Consider the following 24,781-nt stretch of genomic DNA (forward strand, 5'->3'; position numbering starts at 1 on the left):
CCATGAAAGAGATTGTCTGCAAGCTCCTGGTCATCGGCGCCGGTCCGGGCGGATATGTCTGCGCCATCCGCGCCGGCCAGCTCGGCATCGATACCGTCATCGTCGAGGCCGGCAAGCCGGGCGGCACCTGCCTGACGGTCGGCTGCATTCCCTCCAAGGCGCTGATCCATGCGGCCGAGGAATTCGAGGCCACGAAAAAAATGCTTGCCGGCAGGAATCCGATGGGCATCCGCGTCGAGGGTGCGGCCATCGATCTTTCCAGAACGATCGCCTGGAAGGATGGCATTGTCGGCCGGTTGACGAGTGGCGTCTCCGGCCTCTTACAGAAGGCACGCGTCAAGATCGTCCATGGCCGAGCCCGCTTCCGCGACGGCAAGACGGTGGAGGTGGAGACCGAAACTGGCCAGCAGATCATCCGTGCCGAGACGGTAGTGATCGCCACCGGCTCCGATCCGGTCGAGCTTGCCAGCCTGCCTTTCGGCGGCCGCGTCATTTCCTCGACCGAGGCGCTGTCGCTCACGGAGCTGCCGAAAAAACTCCTCGTGGTCGGCGGCGGTTATATCGGTCTGGAGCTTGGGACAGCGTTTGCTAAGATGGGCTCGGAGGTGACGGTCGTGGAGGCAACGCCGCAGGTGCTGCCGCTCTATGATGCCGAGTTGGTGCGTCCCGTCATGCGCAAACTCACCGAAAGCGGGATCCGCGTGCTGACGGGGGCGAAGGCGATCGGCCTTGCCGACGATGGCGGAGCTTTGATCGTCGAAACATCGGATGGCCGGCGAGAGACCCTGCCGGCGGACCGCATCCTCGTGACCGTCGGTCGCCGCCCAAGGACCGCGGGCTCCGGCCTCGAAGAACTCGATCTCGATCGCGCCGGCCCCTATCTGAGGATCGACGATCGCTGCCGCACCTCAATGCGCGGCATCTATGCGATCGGCGACGTGACCGGCGAACCGATGCTTGCCCATCGTGCCATGGCGCAAGGCGAGATGGTGGCCGAAATCATCGCCGGCAAGAAGCGGGCGTGGGACAAGCGCTGCATCCCCGCCATCTGCTTCACCGACCCGGAGATCATCAGCGCCGGCCTCTCGCCGGCGGAAGCCCAGGCCCAAGGCTATGAGATCCGAACCGGCCAGTTTCCCTTCAGCGCCAACGGACGGGCGATGACTATGCTATCCGAAGAGGGTTTCGTGCGCGTCGTAGCGCGTGCCGACACCAACCTCGTGCTCGGCCTGCAGGCGGTGGGTGCCGGGGTCTCCGAGCTCTCGGCTGCTTTCGCATTGGCCATCGAGATGGGCGCACGCCTGGAAGACATCGCCGGCACCATCCACGCGCATCCGACCCGCAGCGAGGCGATGATGGAGGCGGCATTGAAAGCTCTGGGCAGCGCGCTGCATATTTGAGCCGAGCTCCGGCCGGATATGGCGATCCCCGAAACCATATTTGGCCCCCGGATTTCTTGGCAATTTGTTGAGCCGACACTCGCAACTCGACCATCAGGTCTGCGAAATCACTCATAAGTTGTTTGTTGAGATAACATACATCAAATAGATGCAAAAATTGCATAACGGATATTATGGAACTAATGTCTACCGAGACAAATAACGTTTAGACGAAAATGCCTCTGCGCCTTCCATTACAAGGTGCGATCGAAGCCTCAGTCCCGAGACGGAAACCTTTAGATCCTGAGACCTGCGGAGAATTTCCTGCACAATTTTATTCCAATCATCTACCAAATGAGCGTTTTCCCGGGTCATTTGATCAATCCTTGTTACAGCCGCATTCACGCCCCGCAACCCTTCAGCCTGATGGTTTGAGCCCACGGAAATCTCGCGTACGATCGACGCGATCTGCTCGAATCGCGAGGCGATGAGTTTAAGCGTCGAACCAGCTTTGCCAACTAGTTCGACTCCGTGTGAAACCTGACCGCCCGACGTGGAAATAAGGCTGTTGATTTCCTTTGCAGCGCTCGCCGAACTTTGAGCAAGCGAGCGGACCTCAGCCGCAACTACAGCGAAGCCTTTTCCAGCTTCTCCGGCGCGGGCCGCCTCAACGCCTGCGTTCAATGCCAGAAGATTGGTCTGAAAGGAGATCTGATCGATTGTTGCGATAATTTGCGACATTTGAGATGACGATCCCTCGATCTCACCCATTGCTGCGACGGCACTCTCGACAACCCTTTCGGACTGCTTTGTTTCCAGTTGGACGGACCGAACGACCTCGTTGGCGTTTGACGCCCCGGACGCGGTCCGTCCCACGGTAGAGGTAATTTCTGATAGTACTGCGGCTGCCTCTTCGACAGACGCGGCTTGTTGTTCGGTTCGTCTCGCAAGTTCATCAGAAATAGCGGTCATCTGAGCCGCGGTCTGGTTTACGGCGACAACCGTCTCTGCAACGGAAGCGACCGTCCGCTCCAATGCCTCAACCGCGTCGTTGAAGTTGGTTTTGAGATCCTCATACTCCGATGAAAGTGCTTGGGCGATCCGGACGGTCAAGTCTCCCTTGGACAGATGTACCAATCCGTCACGAAGGACGGACAGGGCTCTCCGTTGCTCAACGCTTGCAGCCTCGAATGCCTGTTCCGTCGAACGCAAACGGTGATCCGTCTCACTGTGTAGCCGCTTCTGTTCATCTTCAAGAATTCGGCGCTCATCCAAGGCTTTTCCGAAAAAGGCTAGTGCTTGAGCCATCGAGCCGATCTCATCTCGCCGGACCAGACCGGGTACGGCAACTGATCGACTTCCTGTGGTCAAAGCCTGCATTGCGTTCGTGAGCTTGACGATCGGCGAGGCAATGCGCGCCTGCATCCACGCGAATGCGCCAACGCAGACAATGCTCACCATCCCTAAGCTAATGATGAAAAACAAATGAGCCTCGTCGGCTGCTTCTGCGCCCAAAGCGACAGCGGATGTTGAAATCTCTTTCTGGTACCGCTGCCCCCGTTTGATCGCATCTCGGATGCCCTTGAGATACGGCTGTGACCGGCCAAGCAGCAGTTCATGTGCTCCTGCCGTGTCGCCAGTTGAGAGCGTCTCGGCCAAAGGCCCGGTGAACTTCATGTAGGCGTCGTAGGTGAGCGAAATATTGTCAGCGCTCTTGGTCTCGTCCTCACCGGTCGCGAACGCTCTGAACTCTTTAAGCGAATCCGCCATATCGAGGACCCCGGTTTCCAACTCGCGCGCCGCCTTCTGACGATCGTCTTCATTTGCGAGGAGTAGTTGCAATTGACGCGAGCGCACGGTCTCGAAACGTGCCGCGAGCAAGCCGAGACTTTGCGCAGAGGGGAGCCATTTGTTGGCTATAAGCGTTGCGGTCGTATTTACTTCTTTTAGTCGGTCCAACCCAGCTATCCCTAAACCGACGTTGCTAAGGAGCAACAACCCCATCGCGAGCCCAACCTTGGCGCGCATTGAAAGCGTTATCATCGACGGCAATTTCTTAAGGAAAGGTAGGAATTTCATCATCGATGCCCACTACATATTAATATATCGATATACTTCCAGAGAACAGTTAATTTTTGTTGAATTGCCGCAGTTAGGCAATTTGGCCCGCAAGAAGCTGATTAAAACGGGTGTCACAGGTGCAGTCGGGACGTTGAAGAGCCCCTTCGTAAAAGGTATGGGCCTCTGTTGGTTCGGCGCAGAACACTCAAACTTGTCCCAGCAACGTGTTCCCAGGCCGCGACATCACGCCTAAGACATTTGTCGACGAGACAACTAACAACAATCTCAGGAAACCCCGATCACCAAAGCAAAACCCTGGTCCAGGCTGTAAGTCATGTCTCGAGGAAGCGAGCGCGGCAGCAGGCGCCGCCACGTTCTGTGCAGGCACTGTGGCTCCTACCCTTCACCGCGTGCCGCCGCACCTGATGCAGTGAAAGCGCTTTCATGGGTTATCTGACATCGCAAGGCATCTTTTGCCGAACCGCCGCCTCAAGTCTTTCCAGAGACGAGCAGAGGCACGGAAAGACTTTGGGCTGAATCGTCGAGTATCTCGAATCGATAACCGTCGTGCACGTCCTTAGTCACCGAATACGTAAGTCGCTCTGCTACGTTGTTATCGGTGTCGAAGGTTAAGACTTTGGGCTTGAGCTCGGTGAGCTTGCTGTCGTCCAGATAGATCGAATTACAGACGATTACCTGGTCTCCTGGCTGGCATGTCCTGGCTGCAGCTCCGTTGAGGACACAGCATCTGGACCCGCGCTCGCCCCATATTACATAGGTCGAGATACGCTCGCCGGAATTCTTGTTCCAGATCTCCACAAACTCCATCGGAAGAATGCCGGCCTGCTCGCAATGATCGGGATCGAGGGTGATTGACCCATGGTAATTCAGGTTCGCCTCTGTCACACGAATGCCGTGCAGCTTGCCGGCAACCAACTTTCTCATTTTGTCCTCCTAGGAAAATTTTATTTTCGTAATGAAAGCGCGGGTAACGACAGCCGACGGCGGAGGCCTCAAGCGGCTATCATTTCCCGACACCACTTTTCGGCCTGCCAGAGACTTGTGTGCGCACCCGGCTGACCGTCCAGTTCGTCTAAATGCCGATCGCCTTGTATGCCTCGGCGATTTTGCTGATCGCGATGACATACGCGGCTGTTCGGAAGGTTGTAATGCTCGGAGAGGAGCGCTTCTTCTCTGCAATCTTGTCGTACGCATTGCGCATAACGTCTTCCAGGCCTGAGCGGACGAGGTCGATCTCAGCTCCGCCTTCCAGAAATTCGTCCCGGAGATCTTCCGGAAACTGGGATTGCGTCATCGCTTCCATCGCATAGGTGATCTGCAGATTTCGGCGTTCGCGGCGGCGTCGCTCCATGAGCCCAAACGGAATATGGGTGATGTTCTTGACCCATTCGAAATAGCTCACCACAACGCCCCCGGCGTTGACGAACAGATCAGGCAGCACGACGACACCTCGATCCGCCAATTGACGCTCAGCTTCGAAGCTAACCGGACCGTTCGCTCCCTCAGCGATCAGCCTTGCCTTTATTCTAGACGCGTTCGCTGCGGTAATGGCGTTCTCCATCGCTGCAGGGATAAGGATGTCACAAGGCAGTTCGATTCCTTCCGAAGGGGACGCGAAACTGGTCGCGCCGGGAAAGCCGAGAATGGTCCCGTGCAGTCCCTGGAACCGCTTGACCTCCTCGACCGGAAGACCGTCTGGATTGGTGATGTATCCATCGCGTTCGACAAGGGCAACGATCTTTGCGTTGTCTTCCTCGCTCAGAAATTTGGCTGCGTGGTAGCCGACATTTCCGAAGCCTTGAACGACCACAGACAAGCCACGGAGATCGCGCCGGCCGTCGATGCCGTTTTCGTCCATGTCGCGAAGATAGCTCTGGATCGCGTACTGGACGCCCCGACCGGTAGCCTCGGTGCGGCCGGCGATACCTCCTCGCGCCAGAGGTTTTCCAGTAACGCAGGCGTTCGCGTTCATGACGTCGGAAGGACCGGTGCGCTTGTATTCGTCTGCCATCCAAGCCATTTCGCGTTCACCGGTTCCCATGTCGGGCGCCGGAACATTTCGACCAGGGCAGATGAGATTCCGCTTGGCAAGCTCCTGTGTGAACCGGCGCGTGATGCGTTCGAGCTCATGCGCCTCCCATTCGTTGGGATCAATTTTCAGGGCACCCTTCGAGCCTCCGAAAGGGACGTCAACCACCGCGCATTTCAAACTCATGAGCGCCGCGAGCGCCTCCACCTCTTCCTGATCGGAAAGAAGCGAATAACGGATCCCGCCCTTTGCAGGTTCGACGTGTTCGCTGTGGACGGAGCGCCAGCCCGTGAAGCTGTACATCCGACCGCGAAGTCGAACGCCGAAGCGAACCGTGTATGTGGAGTTGCACGCCTTGATACGCTCCGCCAGACCTTCGCTGAGATCGAGATGCGTCATCGCTCGATCAATGTAAGCTTCGACGCTCTCCAGAAACGGCGAGTCGCCAATCTGCTCGTTTGATTTGCCGACGTGATCCAAGCTAGTTTCCTCTGTATGGCGAAGCGTGCGGTCCTGCGCAGCCCGATGGTGAACGTGAAGATGCGACGGTTGTTTTGGCAATGCCGTCAGGGTAAGTGCCTTTGACACCAAAGAGCCAAAAGCGGCTTCGCGGCCGTCCGCATTGCGAAATCGCGACCAGCGACGCAGGTTATGGGAGCGCCGATCTGCCCCTCAATCCACATGCCGCTAGCATTCAGATATTCCCCTTCCGATAACGGAAACATCACGCGAGGGAGCTTCACGGCGTGATCCGGGAACCTCGTGTACCTGCTCATTACAGTGACGCCAAAGAGCACCGAACCTTTGTCCGTTCCTCCTGTCGTGATGCCGAGCAGCGCATGCGCGTGCCCCCGTTCGAAGTTCAAACTTGCGAACGGGCCGCTCTGCGCTGAGTACCACCCAAGACCGTCGCATAGCGTGGCCAGCGCATCCGAAATACCGCGGGAGTTGGGTCCTCCTGCAGCCAACGCCTTCAGCGCATGGTCAAGGTCAGCCCTGAGTTCGAACGGCGTCATTACAAACGTGGCGCATTGCCTGATGCCGGAAGCTTGAAGGATGCCTAGCATCTTGCAGCCCGGAAGCGTGCCAGGAACACCAGGACTCTGCTGAAGCAGCATGTCCTCCAACGCCTTCACGAGCTTCCGGAGCGCTTGCGACCTACTGGCTGACCCGTCGTCCTCCTCCTGAATTTTACAGAACTTGGCGCCAAGAAAATGCTCTACTGGAGCCTCTCCGGCTTCGATTGAAAATGGATTCACGCAAGCCTCTCTCAATAGACGGACAAGAGCCTCGACAAGAATGGCAAAGAAACGGCTGCGGCAACTCCGCTGGCCGCAGCCGTTCCTGCTCAAGCCATGCTTGGCTTGTCCCAGAGGTTCAACGACTGCCCGATCCCGCGCGCTTTGGCGTTCTCATAGAGTTCATAGCCCCAGCTAATGTCGAAGACTGCCATGCCGCACGCGATGAATATGATACGATCCTTCGAGCTCTCACGGCCTGGCTTCGTGCCGTTCACAACATCGCCGAGACCCGTCGAGTCCTTCAGGGCCGGCAGCTTACCGGCATCAATCAGCCGATAGAACGGGCCGCCAATGACACCGCTGTAGTAGGCATCCTTGTTGCCCGATGCGATCGCGTCTTCCACGTAGGCCTCCTGAAGGGCCGTGTGGTCGTAGACGATCTTGCAGCCCGTCAGGAAGGATTCGTCGGCGTTGACGGGACCGGATACAAGTATGGTCGCACCTTCCTTGATCCATTCGTCCTTGAAGAACAGTGGCTTCAGACGGGATGCCGCGACGGTAATGACGTCGACGTCCCGGAAGCCAGCCTCCGCATCTTCTACACCGACCGCTTTGACCTTGTAGGATTCCTCCACCCAGCGGGCCAGTTCGTTAGCCTTGTCGAGAAAGACGTCAAAGCAGACAACCTTCTCCACTGCAGAAAGCTGCGTCATGATCGCCGTGAAGCAGGACTTGTTGATAGGCCCACAACCGACGACCGAAACAACCTTGGCGTCCTTGTTTGCCAAACGCTTGGCCGCAACACCTGGAACGGCGCCCGTACGCGCGGCGCTTAGCAGGTTGGCGGACATGAGAGCCAGCGGCGCGCCCGTGTCCTTGTCGTTCAACATCATGGTCAAGATCGAGCGGGGCAGGCCCTTTTGCGTATTGGCGTGGTTCGAACCGTACCACTTGTTGCCACAGACATCGAAGCGTCCACCCAGATAACCTGGCATAGCTGCAAAACGGCGATCCGGTCCTGCAACCGGCATGTTCGGAAACTTCGTTTCCTTCGGGAACACGATGTTCAGACCGTGGTTATTGTGGTTGGCGCCACCCATCAGGTAGTCGCCCTTACCAAGCAGGCTGAATGTCTCTTCGCAGACCGTTACGCAACGGGCCGCGTCAAGGACGCCAGCCTCGATCATGTCAGGTTCGGAAAGATACAGGAAGTCGATTTTCGTAGTCATTGGTTTCAACCCTCCGGGTGTGTTGGTGAATGCTTGTTGGATACCTGGCCCGACCGCGTCAGGTTCTTCAGAATTTGAGGAGAGGCTTAATGTCGTAGAGGCGGCTTCCTGCGCTTCGTGCATTTGCGCGCATCAGGAAGTTCAGCTTTTCGATCCGCTCACCCGATCGGGGTGCCCCGTTCTTCTGGAACGGAACCTGAAGTCCAACGGAGAAGTCCATCACTACGTCGTCCACGACGCCGCCCGACCGACCCGATGGTACGGCGATCATTCCATGACTGTCCGCGAACTGGTAGGCATCCAAAGCTTCGGTGATCGTGCCGACCTGGTTTGGCTTCAGAATGAAGCCGCTGACTGCATGGGTTTCGTATGCTCGCTTGAGATAGTCGAGCTTGGTTACCGTGAGATCGTCACCGAGAATAAGTGTCCGATCCAATTCCCGGTTTGCCTTGATGTAACCTTCCCAATCGTTCTCGTCGAGAAGGTCCTCGATGAAGACGAAGTCGAACTTGCTGGTGAGTTCCTTCGCATAGGCGATCAACTCGTCGGTCGTCACGCGCTTGCTTTTAAGAAGGTAGGTGCGGGTCTCGGCATCGTAGACCTCGCTCGACGCGCAATCGAGCGCGAACGCGATGCAACCAGTGTAGCCGCACGCGTCAATGGCCTGCTGCATGAGTCCAAGCAGCACCTCGGGATCGTCGGACGGGGCCGCGTAGCCATACGAGCTGGCGACCTGGGGCTTGTGGCCGAGGTGCGAGGTCAGAACTTCGCCCAGCTTCTGGAATACCGTCACAGCCATCTCGATCGAGAGGTCGATGCTATCCGTGCCATAGGGAACGATCAGGAATTCGTTGAAGGATTGGGTGAACCCCTCGTACTTGCCGCCATTGATGACGTTGAAACACGGAACCGGAACTGTTTTGACGTCACCGCCGGCGATATGATTATAGAGCGGGATGCGCCGCGCATCGGCGGCGGCCCGGAACGTGGCGATCGAAACCGAATAGATTGTGTTTCCACCAAGGCTCTTCTTATCGGGTGTCCCATCCAGCGCGATCATTTTCTCGTCTATGGCGCGCTGGTCGAACACATTCATGCCGACTAGTGCCGGGCCGATAACCTTCTCAGCTTTCTCGACGGCCTTGTGAACGCTAAGGCCGCCGTATGTCGATTTGTCTCCGTCGCGAAGCACGAAGGCTTCATGCATCCCCACGGAGGTACCAGTCGGGGCAGCGCCACGACCAATCGCACCACTTTCTGTGCGAACTTCGACCTCAACGGCCGGTCGGCATTTGCAGTCGATGATCTGCTGAGCGGTCACCGATACGATCTTGTCTTCCATCTTACTGGCCATCCTTCAGGGCTGGAACGTAGAGAATGTTGAGGTCGCAGAGGTTCGTGCCGGTGTTCCCCGTGAAGACGGCCGAGCCGATCGCATCGAGGGCCTCGAAGCAGCTATGCTCGCGCAACGTCTGATGGAGGTTGATGCCTTTGGCGGCGGCGGCCGCGAAGCTCGCCGAGTCGGTGATGCCACCGGCAGCCTTCGCGGTCCCATCGGTGCCCTCGCTGTCGATAGAGAGGAGGCAGGCGCCCTTAGTCTTCGCTGCCATGATCGCAAAGCCGACAGCCATCTCCTGCCCTGGCCCGCCGTGCCCCTTGATCACGCTGTTGTCGAGGATCTGCGTGGTCACCTCGCCAGAGCTCAGTAGGACGCACGGCGCTTTGATCGGATTGCCATATGCCTGGATCTCGCGCGCCATAGACGCGAAGAACGTGCCGGCGTCCTTGCTCTCCCCTTCGAGGAAGGATGAGACGATGATCGCAGGGATTCCCATCTTCTCAGCGACTTCTTTGGCATAGATGCAGGAATCGGGCAGCGAGTTGAGCAGGAAGTACGTGTTGCTCGGGAACGCTTTTGGCGTTTCCTTCTCGGGGCCGGCGTTCATCAGATAATCGACCACCCTGGGCGGCAGTCGATCAGCGACGTCGAAATTGACGATGGTGGCTCGCGCGTCATCGAGCGTCGTCGCATCTGGACCGATCGGCGTGCTCTTGTAGGCAGCGTGCGGGACCGCGATGTCGCCAGTCGCCGGGGTGCCGACGCCGTCGCTTATGCCGAAACCAATCAGTTCGGCGCCGACGTCTTGGATGCGTTTGGCGAGCATACCGCCATTGAGAGCCGAGATGTGCCGGCGCACGGCATTGATCTCGTAGATGCCCGCACCCGACTTCAGCAGCACATCGGTCGTGTCGATTTCGTCTTGGAGGGTGATGCCGTCGATAGGACAAGACATAAGTGCCGAGCTTCCGCCGCTGATCACGGCAATGAAGAGGTCCTGCGGGTCAGCTTGGTCGACGATCTCGATGATCTTCTTAGAGGCCCGATAGCCCTCCTCATTCGGAAGTGGATGGCCGCCGACAAACACCTCGGTCTTGTTGAACCGATCGCTCTCTTCATAGATCTTCACGATGGCGATGCCGGCAGTGAGGCGATCGCCCAGCACATGATCGACGGCCATTGCCATATGGTTGCAGGCCTTTCCGGCGCCGAAGAGATAGACGTTGCGCTTCTTCGACAGGTCCCAGGTCTTCATTCCGATATGGAGGATGCCTCCTTCAAGCCGCATGATGCTGCGAATGCGCTTGTAACTGTCGAGCCGCTCGAGCGTCCGATCGGCGATGTCCAGCACGATTCTCCGGGAGGAAATGTCCCCCTGAGAAAGAATGGCAGGGGCGTTTCGTATCTTCGTCATTGCGGACACGGATATGCACTCCTCGTGTACAGCTACTCGCTGGAGGTTGGAGATAATCGGTTGAGGCCGAGGTGGGCTTTGCTTGATTTGACTTTTAGCGCAAAGGGCTATTGTCGACAATAGCCCTCATTAATTTTTGCAGTATTTTTGTCCTTGTTCAATGTTAGCCGTGCCCATATAGGTGGTTCCTTGACGCGCAGAGGATCCGTATGACGCAGGTCAAACTACCAAAAATCCAGAAGATGCCGGCAGATGCGCGCGCGCTCAGCGTACTTCGGAGCCAGATCGTCGACGGCTCGATCGCTCCGGGGTCCCGTCTTACTGAAATACAGCTTTCCGAAGAGATGGGCCTCTCCCGCGCAACCGTCAGGACCGCTCTGCATCAACTGGGTAAGGAAGGGTTGGTAAAGCTCGTCCCATACACCGGATGGACCGTCATTGAGCTGACGCCGACGGATATTTGGGAGCTCTACACCCTTCGTGGCGCGGTCGAGCGACTGGCGGCCCAGTTGGCGGCTACAAAAAGCGACGAAAAAAGCGTAGCTGCGATTGCGGCGAGTTTCGAAACGCTCAGGCGTGAATGCGAAATCGGGAAGCCGACCTCGATCGCCGAAGCCGATTTCGCCTTCCACAAGTCGATCGTAAATGCGGCGAGCCATGAACGGTTGGTCATGCAATACGAACTCATCGAACAGCAGATCAGGGTCTACATTCATTCGAGCGACGCCCTGATCAGCGATCCCATCGAGATCGTCGCACAACACGAACCAATTCTTCGCGCCATCCGGGACGGGAACCCGTCTCTTGCCGGCGAGCTTTCGGAACGACATAACCTTGTTGAAGGCGAGAAGCTGACAAGCTCGATGTGACCCGCGAACGTCAAACGCCGAGGCTGCGTCATCGCGATGTTTGTCGAGAGCTCGTCGACGATCGGAATCCGAGTAGATGCTTTGGCGGACGGTCACTGATGCGCCACCGTACTTCGTGTTCTCGCCTTCAAAGTCAGTAGCCGAAATAAGCGACCATAAGATCAATCTGGGCATCGAGCATGCCTGCGCCATATCGAATATCGCACCCGGTCGCTATCGCCGCTTTGAGCAAAGGGGTCTCGCGCGGCTTCATTATGATGTCCGCAACGAGGATGTCGGATCGTAGCTTCGAGCCGTCCACGGGAAGCGGATCGGAGTCGGGGTTCAGGCCGCACGGAGTGGCATTGACAACGAGATTGATGCTGGAAAGATCTGCGGGCGCCTTGCCGACGTTCAAAGCTGGGTAGGCTGTTTGGACCCGTCCGACGAGATCTTCCACACGTGCTGCCTCGACGTCGTCGACTCTAAGCGAGCGGACACCGCATTTCGCCAGTGCAAAGGCGATAGCCTTTCCCGCACCGCCAGCCCCAACGACCAAAGCGTCGCGACCGCGTGCATCTGTCCCGCCGTTCAACACCCCGTCCAAAAAGCCTCGACCGTCGAGATTAGTAGCAATCATTCGACCATCTTCTTCGCGTCGCACGACATTGGCGGCCCCGAGTTCACCTGCCGAAGCCTCCACTTCGTCCGCAAGGTCGAAGGCCCGTTCCTTAAAGGGAACACTTACAACCACGCCGCCAAGATTGCGCGTGCGCTTCATGGCCTCCCATCCCAACTTGAAGTCCTCACGACTGAGATGGATCGGAACCATTACTGCGTTGAGGTCTCTCTTGCGAAAAAGCGGATTGATGATCTCCGGAGTACGGACGTGGTGGATCGGATGCGCCACCATATAAAAAATCTTCGTAGTGCCAGAAATCATCGTCCAATCCTTGTACGAAGCGCACTCAGCCATTCGCTACCGCCGTTCCGCCGAAAGGGGCATGTGTTCAGCTAACATCATCTCGACAGTTTCTGGCACCATACCGTCAGCAACGGGCACGATGTAGATCGCATCGCGTACGTACTGCCAGTAGCACAAAAAATGGTTGAACCGGGCGGGGTGGCGGCCCACTCGCCGGCGTCTGACCTAAATTCACCGATGCCGATCGGTATGACCACACGGGAGTGTGTTTGTTCATGGTCAGGGAAGCGGGTGTATGGAGCCAGGATGGTGATTCCGCATCGAACGTCGCTGCGTTCCTCCAGCCCGATTGGGCCAACTATAACGGCATGAGCGTGCGCTTGCGGAAAGTTCACGCTGGCGAAAGGGCCGCCCCTACCCTGATACCAGTCCAACTCCGCGGCCAGTGGCCTCAACGCATCCGCAAGTACGCGAACCGGGCCGTCTGAACCAATGGAACTCAGCGCTTCGGAAACCTCGTCTGCGAGTGCAAAGCGGCCGACTCTCGTATTGGCCGCTCCGAAGGTGCCCTCCTCCTGCAGTCTGTGTACGATCTTGCAGCCGGTGAACCTCACCATCATCGAATGTTCGTCGTTCATCAGCACGTCGCCGAGTGCGTCAATCACCGCCTGGATCGCCGCCGGCCGCCTGATGCGCAGTTGCCAACCTGCGTGCCGGGCAACGGACGAGTGTCGCAAGAACGGATCGACGCATCGCATGAAGGAGGTGTCTATCGGAGCAAACATAGGTGTTCCCAAACTTCCATGGCTCCTGCAACAAAGCCAACGGAGACCTGCCGCACTAGGGTTGACGCTGCATTAGCGCCTGATTGTCGACTGGCCCGGCTCGCTGAAGTGAGCACCCTTGGCCGGGCACCACGCCGGACCAGTCGTCTTCCGTCCGCAATCCGCTCGACTAGGCGGCGGAGCCCTCGGCCCGCCGCGCCTCGGTCGCCTGAGCGTCCACGGTCTGGCCGTCGGAAGCGAACACCACGCCATGATGCGTCGTCGCGTAAGCCGGAGTGATCTTACCGTTCGTCAGGTCGTCCCGAATGAGGTCGAGCGAGCGTTTCAACGGATCGCCGTAGCCCCCGCCGCCCGCCTGTTCATGACGAACCACGACATTCCGGCCAATCGTCCTGGTTATCTTGGCGGGAAGCACAACGTTCTCACCTTCGGGATCGAGGATGTTCACGCAGGGAGCCGCAGGTTTGCCGCCAAACAGGCCATAGGGGGCATGGTCGTGACGGTCCGCGCGGATTTGGAGAACCGCTTCTTCAGCCAGAAGGCGATACTGTCGGATCAGGCCCAGGCCGCCGCGATATTCGCCGGCCCCACACGAGTCCGGCCGGAGGCTGTACTCGTCCATCATCATCGGATAGCGGACTTCGAGGGTTTCGACGGGAAGGTTCGACATGTTCTGCGACGGATTCGTCACGCCTTCCACACCGTCCTTGTTCCAACGACCGCCCCATGCTCCATTGATCATGTCGACGAGCACGAAAGGCTCGCGCGTCGTCTTATCCCAACCTCCGAACGCAAGGACGGTGTTGCCGCCTTCGCCGGCCGCCATCACCTTCTTGGGCGCGATCTGCGATAGCGCGCCAAGGACGGTGTCCACTACTCGATAGCCAGTCAAAGCGCGCGCAGCCACAGCTGCCGGCATCAACGGGTTCAGGATCGATCCTTCGGGCGCCGATATTGTGATGCATCGGTAGACCCCTGCGTTATTGGGAACTTCCTCATCAAGGGCGCAGCGCACTGAGAGGTAGGTGGCGGACTTTACGAAGGAAAGCGTCGAGTTGATCGCGCCCTTCACCTGAGGCGACGACCCGGCGAAGTCGACATCGAGATGGTCGCCACGAACGGTGAGCTTCACCTTGATGGGGATGGCGTCGGTGGAGAAGCCGTCGCCGTCGATGAAGTCTTCGAAGTAATAGTCGCCGTCTGGCCAGGAGCGGATTGCGGCTCTGGTGAGTTGCTCGCCATAGTCGATCAGGTCATCGAAATAGCCGTCAAGCTCGTCCGCGCCGTATCGCTCGATAAGACGCAGGAGTTCGCGCTCGCCGAGATTGCAGGTAGCGAACTGGGCCTCCAGGTCGCCCGTGACCAGTTCTGGAAGCCTGACGTTTTTCGTGATGATGCGCATGAGCGTGTCGTTGAGAACGCCCTTGTCATAGAGCTTCATCGGCGCGATGCGGAGGCCCTCCTGGAAGATCTCCGTGGAATCCGCCGCATTCGAGCCCGGAACGCGGCCGCCAACGTCGCAGTGATGGGCAATCACGACGGAGAAGCCCCGCAACGAGCCGGCATGGAAGATCGGCCTGATCATAAAGATGTCGGGGAGATGCATCCCGCCTTCGTAGGGATCGTTGAAGATGATGACGTCGCCGGGCGCAAGATCGTTGGCATAGCGCGCCATGATCACGGCCATCGCGTCAGGGACCGCGCCGAGGTGAAGAGCAACAGTCTTCGCCTGCGACAGGATCCGACCATGCTTGTCGCAAAGCGTCACCGAATAGTCGAGCACGTCACGGACGATCGGCGAGCGCGCGGTTCGCATCACTGCGAAAGCCATGTCGTCTACGATCGTATCCAGCGCATTTTTGATGACCGCGAAGGTGATTGGGTCGTTGTGTTTTTGAGCCATGTTCCTGTTCCTCCGGAAATCTCAGGCAAGCGTCGCGACAACGTTGCCAAACGTGTCGAGGTCGGCTGTCGCGCGTGGCGGAATAACAATGGTCGTGTCTGGGCTCTGGATGATAAGCGGACCGGCAACTCCCCCGCGGAAGCTGCTTCGTTCGTAGATCGGCGTGTCCACCCAGCCGTCGGTGCGCGAGTAGTAGATCCTGCGGCTTTCGAACTGTGTTTCGCCGCTCGGTGCGTGAGGCGTGAAGCTTAACCGGTTTCCACTGTTGCCGCTGGCGTTAAGCCTGATGTTGACGATTTCGACGCCGTCGTCCGATGCATAGCCATAGATCGCCTTGTAGGCCTCGCGGAATGCCGCTCTGAGCTTTGAGCGATCCGCCTCGACGACGATCTCAGGCAATGCAATCGGCAGCTCGAAGTCCTGGCCTTTGAAGCGCAGATCAGCCTCGAAGCCGCATTCCACCTGATCGTCCCGGTATCCCTCCTCCGCGAGCGAAGCGATTGCTTCAGCACGCATCTCGCCCAAGAGGCTGTTGACCCGCTCCACCGGCAACTGGTCCAGCATGCCGTTGAGGCTGCGGAGAAAATAGCGCTCGACCTTCGCGGCCAGCATTCCTGTCGCAGTGAAGACGCCGGGCGATTTCGGGAAGATCACACGGGAGATTCCCAGCGTGCGGGCTAGATCGCATGCATGGACGGGACCAGACCCGCCAAATGCTAGGATTGCGAAATCGCGAGGATCCACCCCTCTTTCGACCGTTACCGCTTTGATCGTGCGGGCCATGTTAATGTTGACGACTTCGCGAATACCAAATGCGGCATCTTCAACCGAAAGCTTCAGCGGGTCCGCGAGATCCCGCTTGATCGCGGTGCGGGCGCCGTCCACGTCGAGCTGCATGCTTCCGCCAGCCAGGGCGGGCGGAAGGAAGCCAAGCACGACGTTGGCATCGGTCACCGTCGGCGATTGACCACCGATGCCGTAGCACACCGGACCTGGATCGGCGCCGGCCGAGAGGGGGCCCACATGCATCAAGCCGCCCTCATCGATGCGAGCAATGGAACCGGCACCGCTTCCGACCTCCGCGACATCGACCGTCGGCACTCTCATGAGGTAGCCGCCGGCCTTGATGAAACGGCTCGGCGTGGAAATGCCGGCGCGAAATTCGTATTCGTTGGCCCGCGAGAGCTCGCCCTTGTGAATGAGCGACGCGGACGCCGTGGTGCCGCCCATGTCGAAGACCACGAGATCTTTTTCCTTGATCGCCTCACCGAGACGCCCTGCCCCGACGACCCCTGCAGATCGTCCGGAGGAGATGAAGAACACCGGCTTTTCCTGAGCCATCTTCGCGCTCGAAAGACCGCCATTCGAATTGCTGATCAACAGCGGGGCGGAAACTCCGATCTCGCGCAGTCCATTCTCAAGTCTTTCGAAATAGGCGCGAAGCGATGGCAGGACGTAGGCATTCACCGCGGTCGTGGAGGTGCGCTCGTACTCACGAATCTCAGGCAGAACCGACACTGAGGAAGTGACCCAGATGTCCGGGAAATTCCTGCGCATGACTTCCTCGGCACGCGCTTCGTTCTCGGGGTTGCGATACGAGTTGATGAAGCAGATCGCGACAGACTCGACGCCTTCACTTTCGAAGAACCGGCCAATTTCGATGACCTCCGCCTCGTCCAGGGGCTTGAGGATCCTGCCGTCCGCGGTCGAGCGCTCGTCGACTTCGAGGCGATATCTGCGAGATATCAACGGGACGGCCTTTTCCCAACTCAGATCGAACATCGTCGGCGTGCGCACGCGGCCGATTTCAAGCACGTCGCGAAAGCCCTTCGTGGTGATCAATCCGGACTTCGCGCCAACCTTCTGCAGGAGCGTGTTGGAACCTACAGTGGTCCCATGGACGACTTCGACGACCTTGGTCACGTCGAGCTTGGCCGTCGCGGTAATCTGACGGATGCCAGTGAGGACCGCCTGCTCCGGTTTAGCAGGCGTCGAGGGAACTTTTGTGAAGAACGTCTCGCCGCCGTCACCGAAGAGTACCAGGTCGGTAAACGTTCCACCAATATCCACGCCGATGCGTGCGTTATTCATTTGTACCTCCTTCGCGCGTACGCGGCTCTTTTCTTTTCGGCAAGCGGGTAGAACCCGCATTTTCTCGGCCCGCCGGGACAGTTGACTAATCCCGGATCGTTCGTTATAGAACTAACTAGTTTACTAACGGGAGTGCTAGCTGGTTTCAGGAGGTGCGTCAATCGCAAAAATATGAATTTTGAAAATGCTGGAAAATACTTTCCAATCAATTGCTTATAAGCAACTGAGCAAGCCCGTTTGGCTTGAAACAAGCGACTTATTTTAGGTGGTTTTTGTGCAGACTTCTGCGGTGGCCGTCGGGTCGGAAAGCCAGCTAGGGCTGACGCAGACATCATGGTACACAGTGCGGGGCCAAGCTGCGGCGCCACTATCCAGGACAGTTAAATGACAAACGACCTTACAGAAGCGACAAAGAAAAAAAGAATTCGAAATCCGTTGAAAACGCGGCAGCACATCATCGACGCGGCGATCGACGAGTTCACTGAGCGCGGCCTCGATGGCGCAAGGATCGATGCGATCGCAGAGGCGTCACAGACAAACAAGAGTCTGATTTATCGGTATTTCAACAGCAAGGAAGAGCTTTATACCGCTAGCCTGAAAGACACCTACGAAAAGCTTCGAGCCTCCCAGCGGGATTTCGACCTGAACGACCCAGACCCGATGTCGTCTATGAGAAGGCTGATCGAATCCACCTTTGACACCTTCGCGGAAAATCCGCGCATAGTACGGATGATCACCCATGAAAACGTGCTGAATGCCCGATTTCTCAAGGAAGCAATGGACATCCGATCCCTCTACGTGCCTCTGCTAGAGAAGATGCGCGAGATTGTGAAGATCGGTGAGGAAATCGGAGTGTTCCGCTCCAACGTCGATCTGAAACATCTTTACATTTCCATCTCGGCGCTGGGCTACTTCTACTTCTCGAATATGAACACGCTTTCGATCGTACTCGACAAGGATCTCAGCGCCCGAAAGGCGGTTAGGGTCCAACGAGAGCAAGCTGTCGAGATGGTGCTGGCCTATCTGCGGCGCTAGTTGCGGCCGACGGCGGCCGCAACTAGCGTTTCCTTATCAGTAACTTGCTTCGACCTCGCCTCTCAGCGCCGCAGCTTTCGCGCAGCTCCGACAAGTCTGGCGAGGTCGGCGGAACGGGAAATTATCCCCCGCTCCACGTCGGCGATCTCGCTTGCTGTGAGGCCGGTCACTAGAGACATCTCGTCAAGGCTGTAACCGGAAGAGATGCGCTTTTCTCGAAGCAATGCCGCCATCTCAGTGCTCGTTGTGCGATCAGTTTCGAAGGCGGTCTGATTGAAAGGCATTGCCGTAAACTTAATGGAGTATTTGCGCACGATCGGCCTGCTGCTGCTTCGTCAGAATGGACGCCGAGTAGGAGCCGCGTTCCCGCTTCGACCGACGAGGAAATCGAAGTCGAGGCCCTTATCGGCCTGCAGCACGTGTTCGACGAAAAGCCGTTCATACCCGCGCTTGTGAACGATCGGCTCGAACGTAGCCGCCGCCCTTCGCTTTTCGAACTCCTCTTCCGAGAGATTCACAGACAAGGTGCCTGCTTCCACGTCGAGGGAGATGAGGTCCCCATCCTTCACCAGCGCCAATGGGCCGCCGATCGACGATTCCGGCGCCACATGAAGAACAACCGTGCCATAGGCAGTGCCGCTCATGCGACCGTCCGAAATTCTCACCATGTCGGTGATGCCCTTTTCCAGGATGTGCTTTGGAAGCCGGATGTTTCCCAGCTCAGGCATTCCCGGATAACCCCGTGGCCCGATGCCTTTGAGGACGAGAACGCAATTCTCATCGATGTTTAGCGACGGATCGTCGATGCGCTTGTCCAAGTCTTCCACCGATTCGAAGACAACGGCGCGACCGGTGTGCTTCATCAAATGTGGGCTCGCGGCCGATGGCTTCATCACCGCTCCGTTGGGAGCGATGTTTCCTTTCAAAATACGCAGCGCGTTCTGCGGCTTGATAGGATTGTCCAGAGGCGCAATGACGTCGTGGTCCAGGCTCTCTACGTCGGTAAGTTCTTCGGCCAGCGTCTTTCCGCTAGCGGTCAAGACGTCCAAATGTAGCTTTTCACCGAGCGACGCCATGACCGCCGGAAGACCGCCGGCGGAAAAGAACTCTTCGACTAGATATTTTCCGTTTGGAATGATGTTCGCGAGCAACGGGATGGACTGACAGTTTCGCTCGAAATCGGACAACGTCAATTCGATCTCCAGCCGGCCGGCCAAAGCGAGCAAATGTATGATCGCGTTTGTGCTCCCACCGAGGGCCGCGTTGACGCGGATCGAATTCTCAAGCGCTCGTCGATCCACGATTTTCGAGAAATTCAGCTCCTCTCTGACCATTTGGACGATCCGGCGCCCTGATAGCTGGGCCGAACCCTTGCGGCGCCCATCAACGGCAGGTATCGCTGCGGAGCCGGACAGACTGAGGCCGAGGGCCTCTGCGATGCAGCCCATCGTCGTCGCAGTTCCCATCGTATTGCAGGAGCCGTTGCTTCTCGACATCCCGTATTCTGAACTCAGAAACGCGTCCTTGGACATGCGCCCGGCCTTGTATTCGCCGTGCATTCTGAAGATGTCCGAGCCCGATCCCACCTGTCGCATACCGACCTTGCCGTTGATCATCGCGCCGCCGTGGACGACAATCGTGGGCAGATCGACGCTGGCCGCGCCCATCATGTAGGCCGGGGCCGTGTTGTCGCACCCGGTGAGCAGGACGACGCCATCGAGGGGATTGGCGCGTAGGGTCGCTTCGAGTTCCATGCTCATCATGTTGCGGAAAAGCATCCCGCTCGGCCGCATGATGGAGTCCCCGATCGACATGGTCGAGAAGACGAGGGGAAAGCCGCCAGCCTCCAGAACGCCTCGAGAAACCCACTCCGCGAGCTCGGTCAGATGCGCGTTGCAGGGCACGAGATCAGATGCCGAGTTGGCGATGCCAATAACCGGCTTGCCTTCGAACATGTCAGGCAGGGCGCCACGAGCCTTGAGGTGCGTGCGATGCTCGTACCCGGTGTTGTCGATACGCTTGAACCACGCCTCACTTCGTAGAGGCTTCTTTTCGGCAGTCATGTTCATCTCCATTCGAGGCCGCCACCGGATATGGGAGGTCCCACCTCTCAGCGTGGTTCTCGTCCAGCACTTAACGTTCATTGGACGAGGCGCCGATCGTTTCGACCGGCGCCTCGCATGCAAATCATTGTTTGATGTCGCCCGCGAGCTTGTCGATATAGCCCTTCGCAATACGGTCGATCTCTCCGATCGCTGACTTTTCCTGGATGAAGAAATTCAGCGACTGAATATCCGAGTAGGACGCTGAGCGGCGGAGCCCAAAGGCGATCCCTTGCTTGGAAATGGCCGGTTCGGGATTCAACGTTACCCAACGATCTTTGCCGGTCGCGGAAAACAGAGCATTGCTGTCGCTGTCATCGAATAGGATGTCGCCGCGTCGAGAGGAGAGCGCGAGGCGGGTGGCGTCGATGTCAGGCAGGCGCAAGATCGTTGCATTCTTGATCTGCGGCGAAAGGGTGCCATCGATCGACGTGCCGGACATCAGAATGATCGTCACGCCGGCAACATCCACGTCTGTAATGGACTTCGGAGGCTGCGAGAATTTCGGATTCGCTTTGTCGTAGAGGCCCGACACCTGATACTCAACGACCGGCTGGCTGAACGCAATCGCCATCGCGCGCTTCGGGTTCTGGTTGAGCGCCATCGACAGGTCCCAACGGTTTGCCTGAAGGCCGGCGACGATATTGTCCCAGGTCGTATCTACGATCTCAGCCTTCACCCCAAGCGCATCCGAGGCGAACTTCTTGCATAGGTCGACGAACGTGCCGCTGTACTCACCAGTCTGAGGATCACGAATGACGTGGGGCGGCGCGACGGCGGCCCCGCAACGCAGGACCCCGCTTTTCTGAATGTCTTGCCAGTAGCCGCTGCCTTCCTGCGACTGAGCGTTTGCGTAACCGGCGCTTGCTGCAAATAGCAGACCGAGGACGATGCCCTTGAACATACCTGATGCTTTCATTGTCATGCTCCCAGTTGTGTTAGGTTTGGTAATTTCCTTGAACAGACTAAGCCGTTCCCTTTTTATGCTTTCGCGTTTCGCGATACGCGCAGTGCGACTATTTACATCTCGCTTGATTAGCTGCTCGCACCTCGTTGTACCACATTGTCGACAATAGCCAATCCTTTTTTTGGTCATTTGAGACCAGGTCCAATTTTTTTGGGCCTCCGACCAAGGGCTAGCGTTCGTCGTTGAGGACGCCACCAACCGCCCAGTTCTCTTTCGGAACCTCGTCGAAAATTATCTGGACGTCGCTCTCCCCGCACTTCGCGATACGAGCCATCTCGCGAGTGAATACTTCCGCCATTTCCCGCTTCTGCTCCCGACTGCGGCCGAGCAGCATCTGGACTTGAATCGTGGGCATTCCATACCTCCTCTTCTCTCCACGGCGCGGCGTAACGAAGCCGCGCAGCGCTTCGCCTATTACTCGGGCTGCGCAGCAGCGCTGCTGTAGACGGAGTACACGAGCCAGCCGCAGTCGATCGGAAGCGTGACGCCGGTGATAGCGGACGCAGATGGAGAACATAGGAAAAGGATCGCGTCCGCGATCTCCTTGGGCTCCACAAATCGCCGCAGGGCCGACTTTGAGATCACCTTGGCGGGATCGCGCTCGCCGCGATCAATCCTTTGCTTCATCGCCGGCGTCATGGTGTAGCCGGGGGCGACCGCATTGACACGGACGCCTTGAGGCCCGAGCTCGGCAGCCATGACTTCGGTAAGCATCTTCAGCGCCGACTTGCTCATGCCGTAGGCCGGCTGGGGAGTCGCTTGAAAGGTGGTAAGCGAGCACAAATTCACAATGGATCCGGAGCCGGCTGCCGCCATCTCCTCGCCAAAGGCCCGCGCCGTCAACAAGGTCCCTCGCAGGTTCACGTCGATGATGCGGTCGAAATCGGCAATCGCCATCTTCGTGACGCGCGTCGCGTTCTGCAGTATCCCGCCGGAGTTGACGAGAGCGTCAACCCTGCCGAACCGGGAGTAAACATCCTGCTTGAAGTCGAGCACAGCCTGCTCGTCGGACACGTCGAGGTGCGAATAGGTCACCTGCGATCCCCGCCCAGCGAGTTCGGCGGCGATATTGTCACCTCGTTCGTCGTTGATGTCCGCGATGACGACGCGCCACCCCGCTGCCACGAACCCTCTGGCCGTCGCCTCCCCTATTCCGCTCGCGCCGCCTGTAATCACGGCCAGCGAAGCTTCGTTTCCAGTTTTGGCATCTATCATTTTACAACTCCATGTCTCTGGGGTTTTGTCGTTGGCGTCGCCTTTAACGCCGCCCAAAAAAATCGGGCTATGCTGCGATCTTGGACAGCAGCCGGTCCTCGACGCGGTTCACAAGGCGGGTCAAAATCCATCCAATGACGAAATAGATCAGGGCTGCGGTAGTCAGAACTTCCACCGGTCTCGCGGTCACGTTGGAAACATTCTGTGCGGTGTACATCAACTCCACCACGCCCACTGCCGACACCAGTGCGCTCTCCTTGAACAGGCTCACAAGGTTCGACATGAGGTTGGGTATCGCTCTGATTAGCGTCTGCGGCGCTATGACGTAGAGCATCTTCGTGAAGGGCGTCAGGCTGAGCGCTCTGCAGGCGTCATGCTGGTCAGGACCAATCGAACTGAGCGCCGATCGGAATGACTCGCTCGTGATCGCCGACGTATAAAGGGTGAGCGCGATTATAGACGAGGTCACAGCCCCGAACTCGACACCGAAGATCAGCGGGAAACAGAAGAATACCCAGAACAACGTGATCAGCACCGGGGTGCCGCGCAGGATCTCGACATAGGTCGTGCTCAGCCACCGGATCGGAAGCGGGCCAGATTTTCTGCCGACACCAATCAGAAAGCCGAATACGACGCTGAGGATTCCACAGATGACGGTGAGCTCGACGGTGAGGAGAAGCCCCTTCAGCAGTGCGTCGCGATAATTTAAGACAACGGAAAAATCGAGACCTTGCATCGTCTTATATCCTGTTCAATCGTTCGAGCCGATATTCGAGAAACGCAGCCAGCCGGCCAAACGGAATGGCGATCACGAGGTAGAACGCCGCTAGGAAGGTGAAGGTCTCGATCGGACGGTAGGTCTGGGTCGAGAGCAGCTTGCCCTGGTACATAAGGTCAGCGACGCCGACGAGCGCCACCAGCGAACTTTGCTGGAAGATGCCGATGGCGTTCGTGATTAGCACCGGCGTGGCGGTCTTGATCGCCTGAGGGAGAACAACGTATCGTACGTAGTTCCAGCGGCCCAATCCAAGCGCGACGCTCGCATCCTTTTGAGCGAGGGGTATCGACTGAATGGCTGCGCGGAACGCTTCTCCGTTGAAAGCGGTCTGGTTCATCCCGAGGATGACAATGCCCATGAAGACCGGCGACCAGAACACGTCCAGCAGCATCGGAATGCAAAAGAAGAACCAGACGACTTGCACCAGAACCGGCGTGCATCGAAACAAGTCGATATAGAACCGGGCAACGATACGCGCGGGAAGGAACGACGAGCTCGAAAGCAGCGCAAGAGGAAAGCCCGCGACGAGGCCGATTACGTTCGCCCAGAAGGTGATCTGAAGCGTTATAATCAGGCCCTGCAGCAATGCCGGCCAGGCGTTCAAGACAAAGAAGAAGTCGATGTTTTGCATGATGACGCGTCCGCTTTAACGATCTGCGTGCAGAACATTGTGAATGAAGTCCCGAGCTCGGACCGACTTAGGCGCGCTAAAGAATTCCTCGGGGGTAGCGTCTTCTGCGATCACCCCGCCATCGCAGAATACCACGCGGGTTGCGATCTTTTTCGCAAACCACATGTCGTGCGTGACAATCATCATCGGCATTCCGCTATCTGCCAGCTCGGTGATCATCGTAATCACTTCGTTGACGAGTTCAGGATCCAGCGCCGATGTGACTTCGTCGAACAGCATCAGCTTTGGATCAAGCATCAGCGCCCTTGCGATCGCCACGCGCTGCTTCTGGCCGCCGGATAGTGCCGCCGGATAGGCGCGAGCCTTGGCTTTCAGACCAAAGCGATTGAGGAGATCCATCGCCCTGGCTTCGGCCTCGTCCTTTCTGACGCCGCGTGACCTAATGGGAGCAAGCGTCAGGTTGCCGAGAACTGTCAGGTGCGGAAACAGCGTGTAGCTCTGGAACACCATGCCAATCTGCCTCTGCATTTCGGGATCGATGTTCGTCTTTCGCTCGCCGCCGATGATGTAGCTCTTGCCGTCGACCTTGATCTCGCCGCCCTGTACGTCTTCCAGCCCCATCACGCAGCGCAGGAGGGTGCTCTTGCCGCCGCCACTTGGCCCTATGACGAGAAGGCGGTCAGTTTTCTTCATATCGAGATCGAGGCCATTGAGGACCTTTATCTGCCCGTTGGCGTAGCTCTTCTTCAGGCCGCGTACGGAAATGAAACTTTGTTCGGTCATCAGGA

Annotated in this window: 22 protein-coding genes; 3 read left to right on the forward strand and 19 right to left on the reverse strand. The window is 57.9% G+C overall.

Annotated features, from left to right (window positions below; genetic code table 11):
- Nucleotides 1-2: 2 nt before the first annotated feature.
- On the forward strand, nucleotides 3-1,400 hold the full coding sequence (gene lpdA / locus EFQ99_RS19435; protein ID WP_126922713.1) for a dihydrolipoyl dehydrogenase: 1,398 nt from the start codon (nucleotides 3-5) through the stop codon (nucleotides 1,398-1,400).
- Between the two features lie 186 nt (nucleotides 1,401-1,586).
- Here the strand turns inward: lpdA and EFQ99_RS19440 are convergent, their stop codons facing one another.
- The 7 genes from EFQ99_RS19440 to EFQ99_RS19470 form a co-directional block, all read right to left on the reverse strand.
- Nucleotides 1,587-3,422, reverse strand: coding sequence for a HAMP domain-containing methyl-accepting chemotaxis protein (locus tag EFQ99_RS19440; RefSeq protein WP_164736409.1), 1,836 nt, complete (start codon nucleotides 3,420-3,422; stop codon nucleotides 1,587-1,589).
- A gap of 507 nt (nucleotides 3,423-3,929) precedes the next feature.
- Complete coding sequence (gene panD / locus EFQ99_RS19445) at nucleotides 3,930-4,385, reverse strand: aspartate 1-decarboxylase (protein WP_126922717.1); 456 nt, start codon at nucleotides 4,383-4,385, stop codon at nucleotides 3,930-3,932.
- Between the two features lie 148 nt (nucleotides 4,386-4,533).
- Nucleotides 4,534-5,889: a Glu/Leu/Phe/Val family dehydrogenase gene (locus EFQ99_RS19450; protein ID WP_126922833.1), complete on the reverse strand. Its 1,356-nt coding sequence runs from the start codon at nucleotides 5,887-5,889 to the stop codon at nucleotides 4,534-4,536.
- Between the two features lie 167 nt (nucleotides 5,890-6,056).
- Nucleotides 6,057-6,749 (reverse strand): dimethylsulfonioproprionate lyase family protein, encoded by a 693-nt coding sequence (locus tag EFQ99_RS19455; RefSeq protein WP_126922719.1) that lies wholly within the window; start codon nucleotides 6,747-6,749, stop codon nucleotides 6,057-6,059.
- Between the two features lie 89 nt (nucleotides 6,750-6,838).
- Nucleotides 6,839-8,083 carry a tyramine oxidase subunit B gene (locus EFQ99_RS19460; RefSeq protein ID WP_245441533.1) on the reverse strand — a complete coding sequence of 415 codons (1,245 nt, stop codon included), beginning with the start codon at nucleotides 8,081-8,083 and terminating at the stop codon, nucleotides 6,839-6,841.
- Nucleotides 8,028-9,302, reverse strand: coding sequence for a phosphopyruvate hydratase (gene eno / locus EFQ99_RS19465; protein ID WP_126922721.1), 1,275 nt, complete (start codon nucleotides 9,300-9,302; stop codon nucleotides 8,028-8,030). Before eno ends, EFQ99_RS19460 begins: the two co-directional genes overlap by 56 nt.
- 1 nt (nucleotide 9,303) lies before the next feature.
- Nucleotides 9,304-10,833: a glycerate kinase type-2 family protein gene (locus tag EFQ99_RS19470; protein WP_245441534.1), complete on the reverse strand. Its 1,530-nt coding sequence runs from the start codon at nucleotides 10,831-10,833 to the stop codon at nucleotides 9,304-9,306.
- An 89-nt stretch (nucleotides 10,834-10,922) separates the two neighbouring features.
- Here EFQ99_RS19470 and EFQ99_RS19475 point away from each other — a divergent pair, with 89 nt between their 5' ends.
- On the forward strand, nucleotides 10,923-11,582 hold the full coding sequence (locus EFQ99_RS19475) for a GntR family transcriptional regulator (protein WP_126922723.1): 660 nt from the start codon (nucleotides 10,923-10,925) through the stop codon (nucleotides 11,580-11,582).
- A gap of 133 nt (nucleotides 11,583-11,715) precedes the next feature.
- Here EFQ99_RS19475 and EFQ99_RS19480 read toward each other — a convergent pair whose 3' ends face one another.
- The 4 genes from EFQ99_RS19480 to EFQ99_RS19495 form a co-directional block, all read right to left on the reverse strand.
- Entirely contained in the window at nucleotides 11,716-12,504 is a 789-nt protein-coding gene (locus EFQ99_RS19480) for a shikimate dehydrogenase family protein (RefSeq protein ID WP_126922725.1), read from the reverse strand.
- A 77-nt stretch (nucleotides 12,505-12,581) separates the two neighbouring features.
- Nucleotides 12,582-13,271: a dimethylsulfonioproprionate lyase family protein gene (locus EFQ99_RS19485; protein WP_126922727.1), complete on the reverse strand. Its 690-nt coding sequence runs from the start codon at nucleotides 13,269-13,271 to the stop codon at nucleotides 12,582-12,584.
- Nucleotides 13,272-13,440: 169 nt separating this feature from the next.
- Nucleotides 13,441-15,174, reverse strand: a complete 1,734-nt coding sequence (locus EFQ99_RS19490) for a hydantoinase B/oxoprolinase family protein (RefSeq protein ID WP_126922729.1) — start codon at nucleotides 15,172-15,174, stop codon at nucleotides 13,441-13,443.
- A gap of 21 nt (nucleotides 15,175-15,195) precedes the next feature.
- The gene (locus tag EFQ99_RS19495; RefSeq protein ID WP_126922732.1) at nucleotides 15,196-17,265 is read right to left on the reverse strand and encodes a hydantoinase/oxoprolinase family protein; all 2,070 of its coding nucleotides are present in this window, start codon (nucleotides 17,263-17,265) and stop codon (nucleotides 15,196-15,198) included.
- A gap of 384 nt (nucleotides 17,266-17,649) precedes the next feature.
- Here EFQ99_RS19495 and EFQ99_RS19500 point away from each other — a divergent pair, with 384 nt between their 5' ends.
- On the forward strand, nucleotides 17,650-18,300 hold the full coding sequence (locus EFQ99_RS19500; RefSeq protein ID WP_126922734.1) for a TetR/AcrR family transcriptional regulator: 651 nt from the start codon (nucleotides 17,650-17,652) through the stop codon (nucleotides 18,298-18,300).
- 62 nt (nucleotides 18,301-18,362) lie between these two features.
- On the opposite strand, the gene EFQ99_RS19505 is transcribed toward EFQ99_RS19500, so the two are convergent.
- The 8 genes from EFQ99_RS19505 to EFQ99_RS19540 form a co-directional block, all read right to left on the reverse strand.
- On the reverse strand, nucleotides 18,363-18,533 hold the full coding sequence (locus tag EFQ99_RS19505; RefSeq protein ID WP_245441535.1) for a helix-turn-helix domain-containing protein: 171 nt from the start codon (nucleotides 18,531-18,533) through the stop codon (nucleotides 18,363-18,365).
- A 102-nt stretch (nucleotides 18,534-18,635) separates the two neighbouring features.
- Complete coding sequence (locus EFQ99_RS19510) at nucleotides 18,636-20,369, reverse strand: dihydroxy-acid dehydratase (protein ID WP_425376282.1); 1,734 nt, start codon at nucleotides 20,367-20,369, stop codon at nucleotides 18,636-18,638.
- Between the two features lie 118 nt (nucleotides 20,370-20,487).
- A complete protein-coding gene (locus EFQ99_RS19515) occupies nucleotides 20,488-21,306 on the reverse strand; it encodes a substrate-binding periplasmic protein (RefSeq protein WP_245441536.1) in 819 nt (272 codons plus the stop codon).
- A gap of 232 nt (nucleotides 21,307-21,538) precedes the next feature.
- Nucleotides 21,539-21,886 (reverse strand): tautomerase family protein, encoded by a 348-nt coding sequence (locus tag EFQ99_RS36010; protein ID WP_126922740.1) that lies wholly within the window; start codon nucleotides 21,884-21,886, stop codon nucleotides 21,539-21,541.
- Complete coding sequence (locus EFQ99_RS19525) at nucleotides 21,784-22,584, reverse strand: SDR family NAD(P)-dependent oxidoreductase (protein ID WP_126922742.1); 801 nt, start codon at nucleotides 22,582-22,584, stop codon at nucleotides 21,784-21,786. Before EFQ99_RS19525 ends, EFQ99_RS36010 begins: the two co-directional genes overlap by 103 nt.
- A 67-nt stretch (nucleotides 22,585-22,651) precedes the next feature.
- Nucleotides 22,652-23,320, reverse strand: coding sequence for an amino acid ABC transporter permease (locus EFQ99_RS19530; protein ID WP_126922744.1), 669 nt, complete (start codon nucleotides 23,318-23,320; stop codon nucleotides 22,652-22,654).
- Nucleotides 23,321-23,324: 4 nt separating this feature from the next.
- Nucleotides 23,325-23,993, reverse strand: a complete 669-nt coding sequence (locus EFQ99_RS19535) for an amino acid ABC transporter permease (protein WP_126922745.1) — start codon at nucleotides 23,991-23,993, stop codon at nucleotides 23,325-23,327.
- Between the two features lie 15 nt (nucleotides 23,994-24,008).
- Nucleotides 24,009-24,776, reverse strand: a complete 768-nt coding sequence (locus tag EFQ99_RS19540; RefSeq protein WP_126922840.1) for an amino acid ABC transporter ATP-binding protein — start codon at nucleotides 24,774-24,776, stop codon at nucleotides 24,009-24,011.
- Between the last annotated feature and the right edge of the window lie 5 nt (nucleotides 24,777-24,781).

This window comes from Rhizobium vallis (assembly GCF_003985155.1).
Taxonomy (GTDB): domain Bacteria; phylum Pseudomonadota; class Alphaproteobacteria; order Rhizobiales; family Rhizobiaceae; genus Rhizobium; species Rhizobium vallis.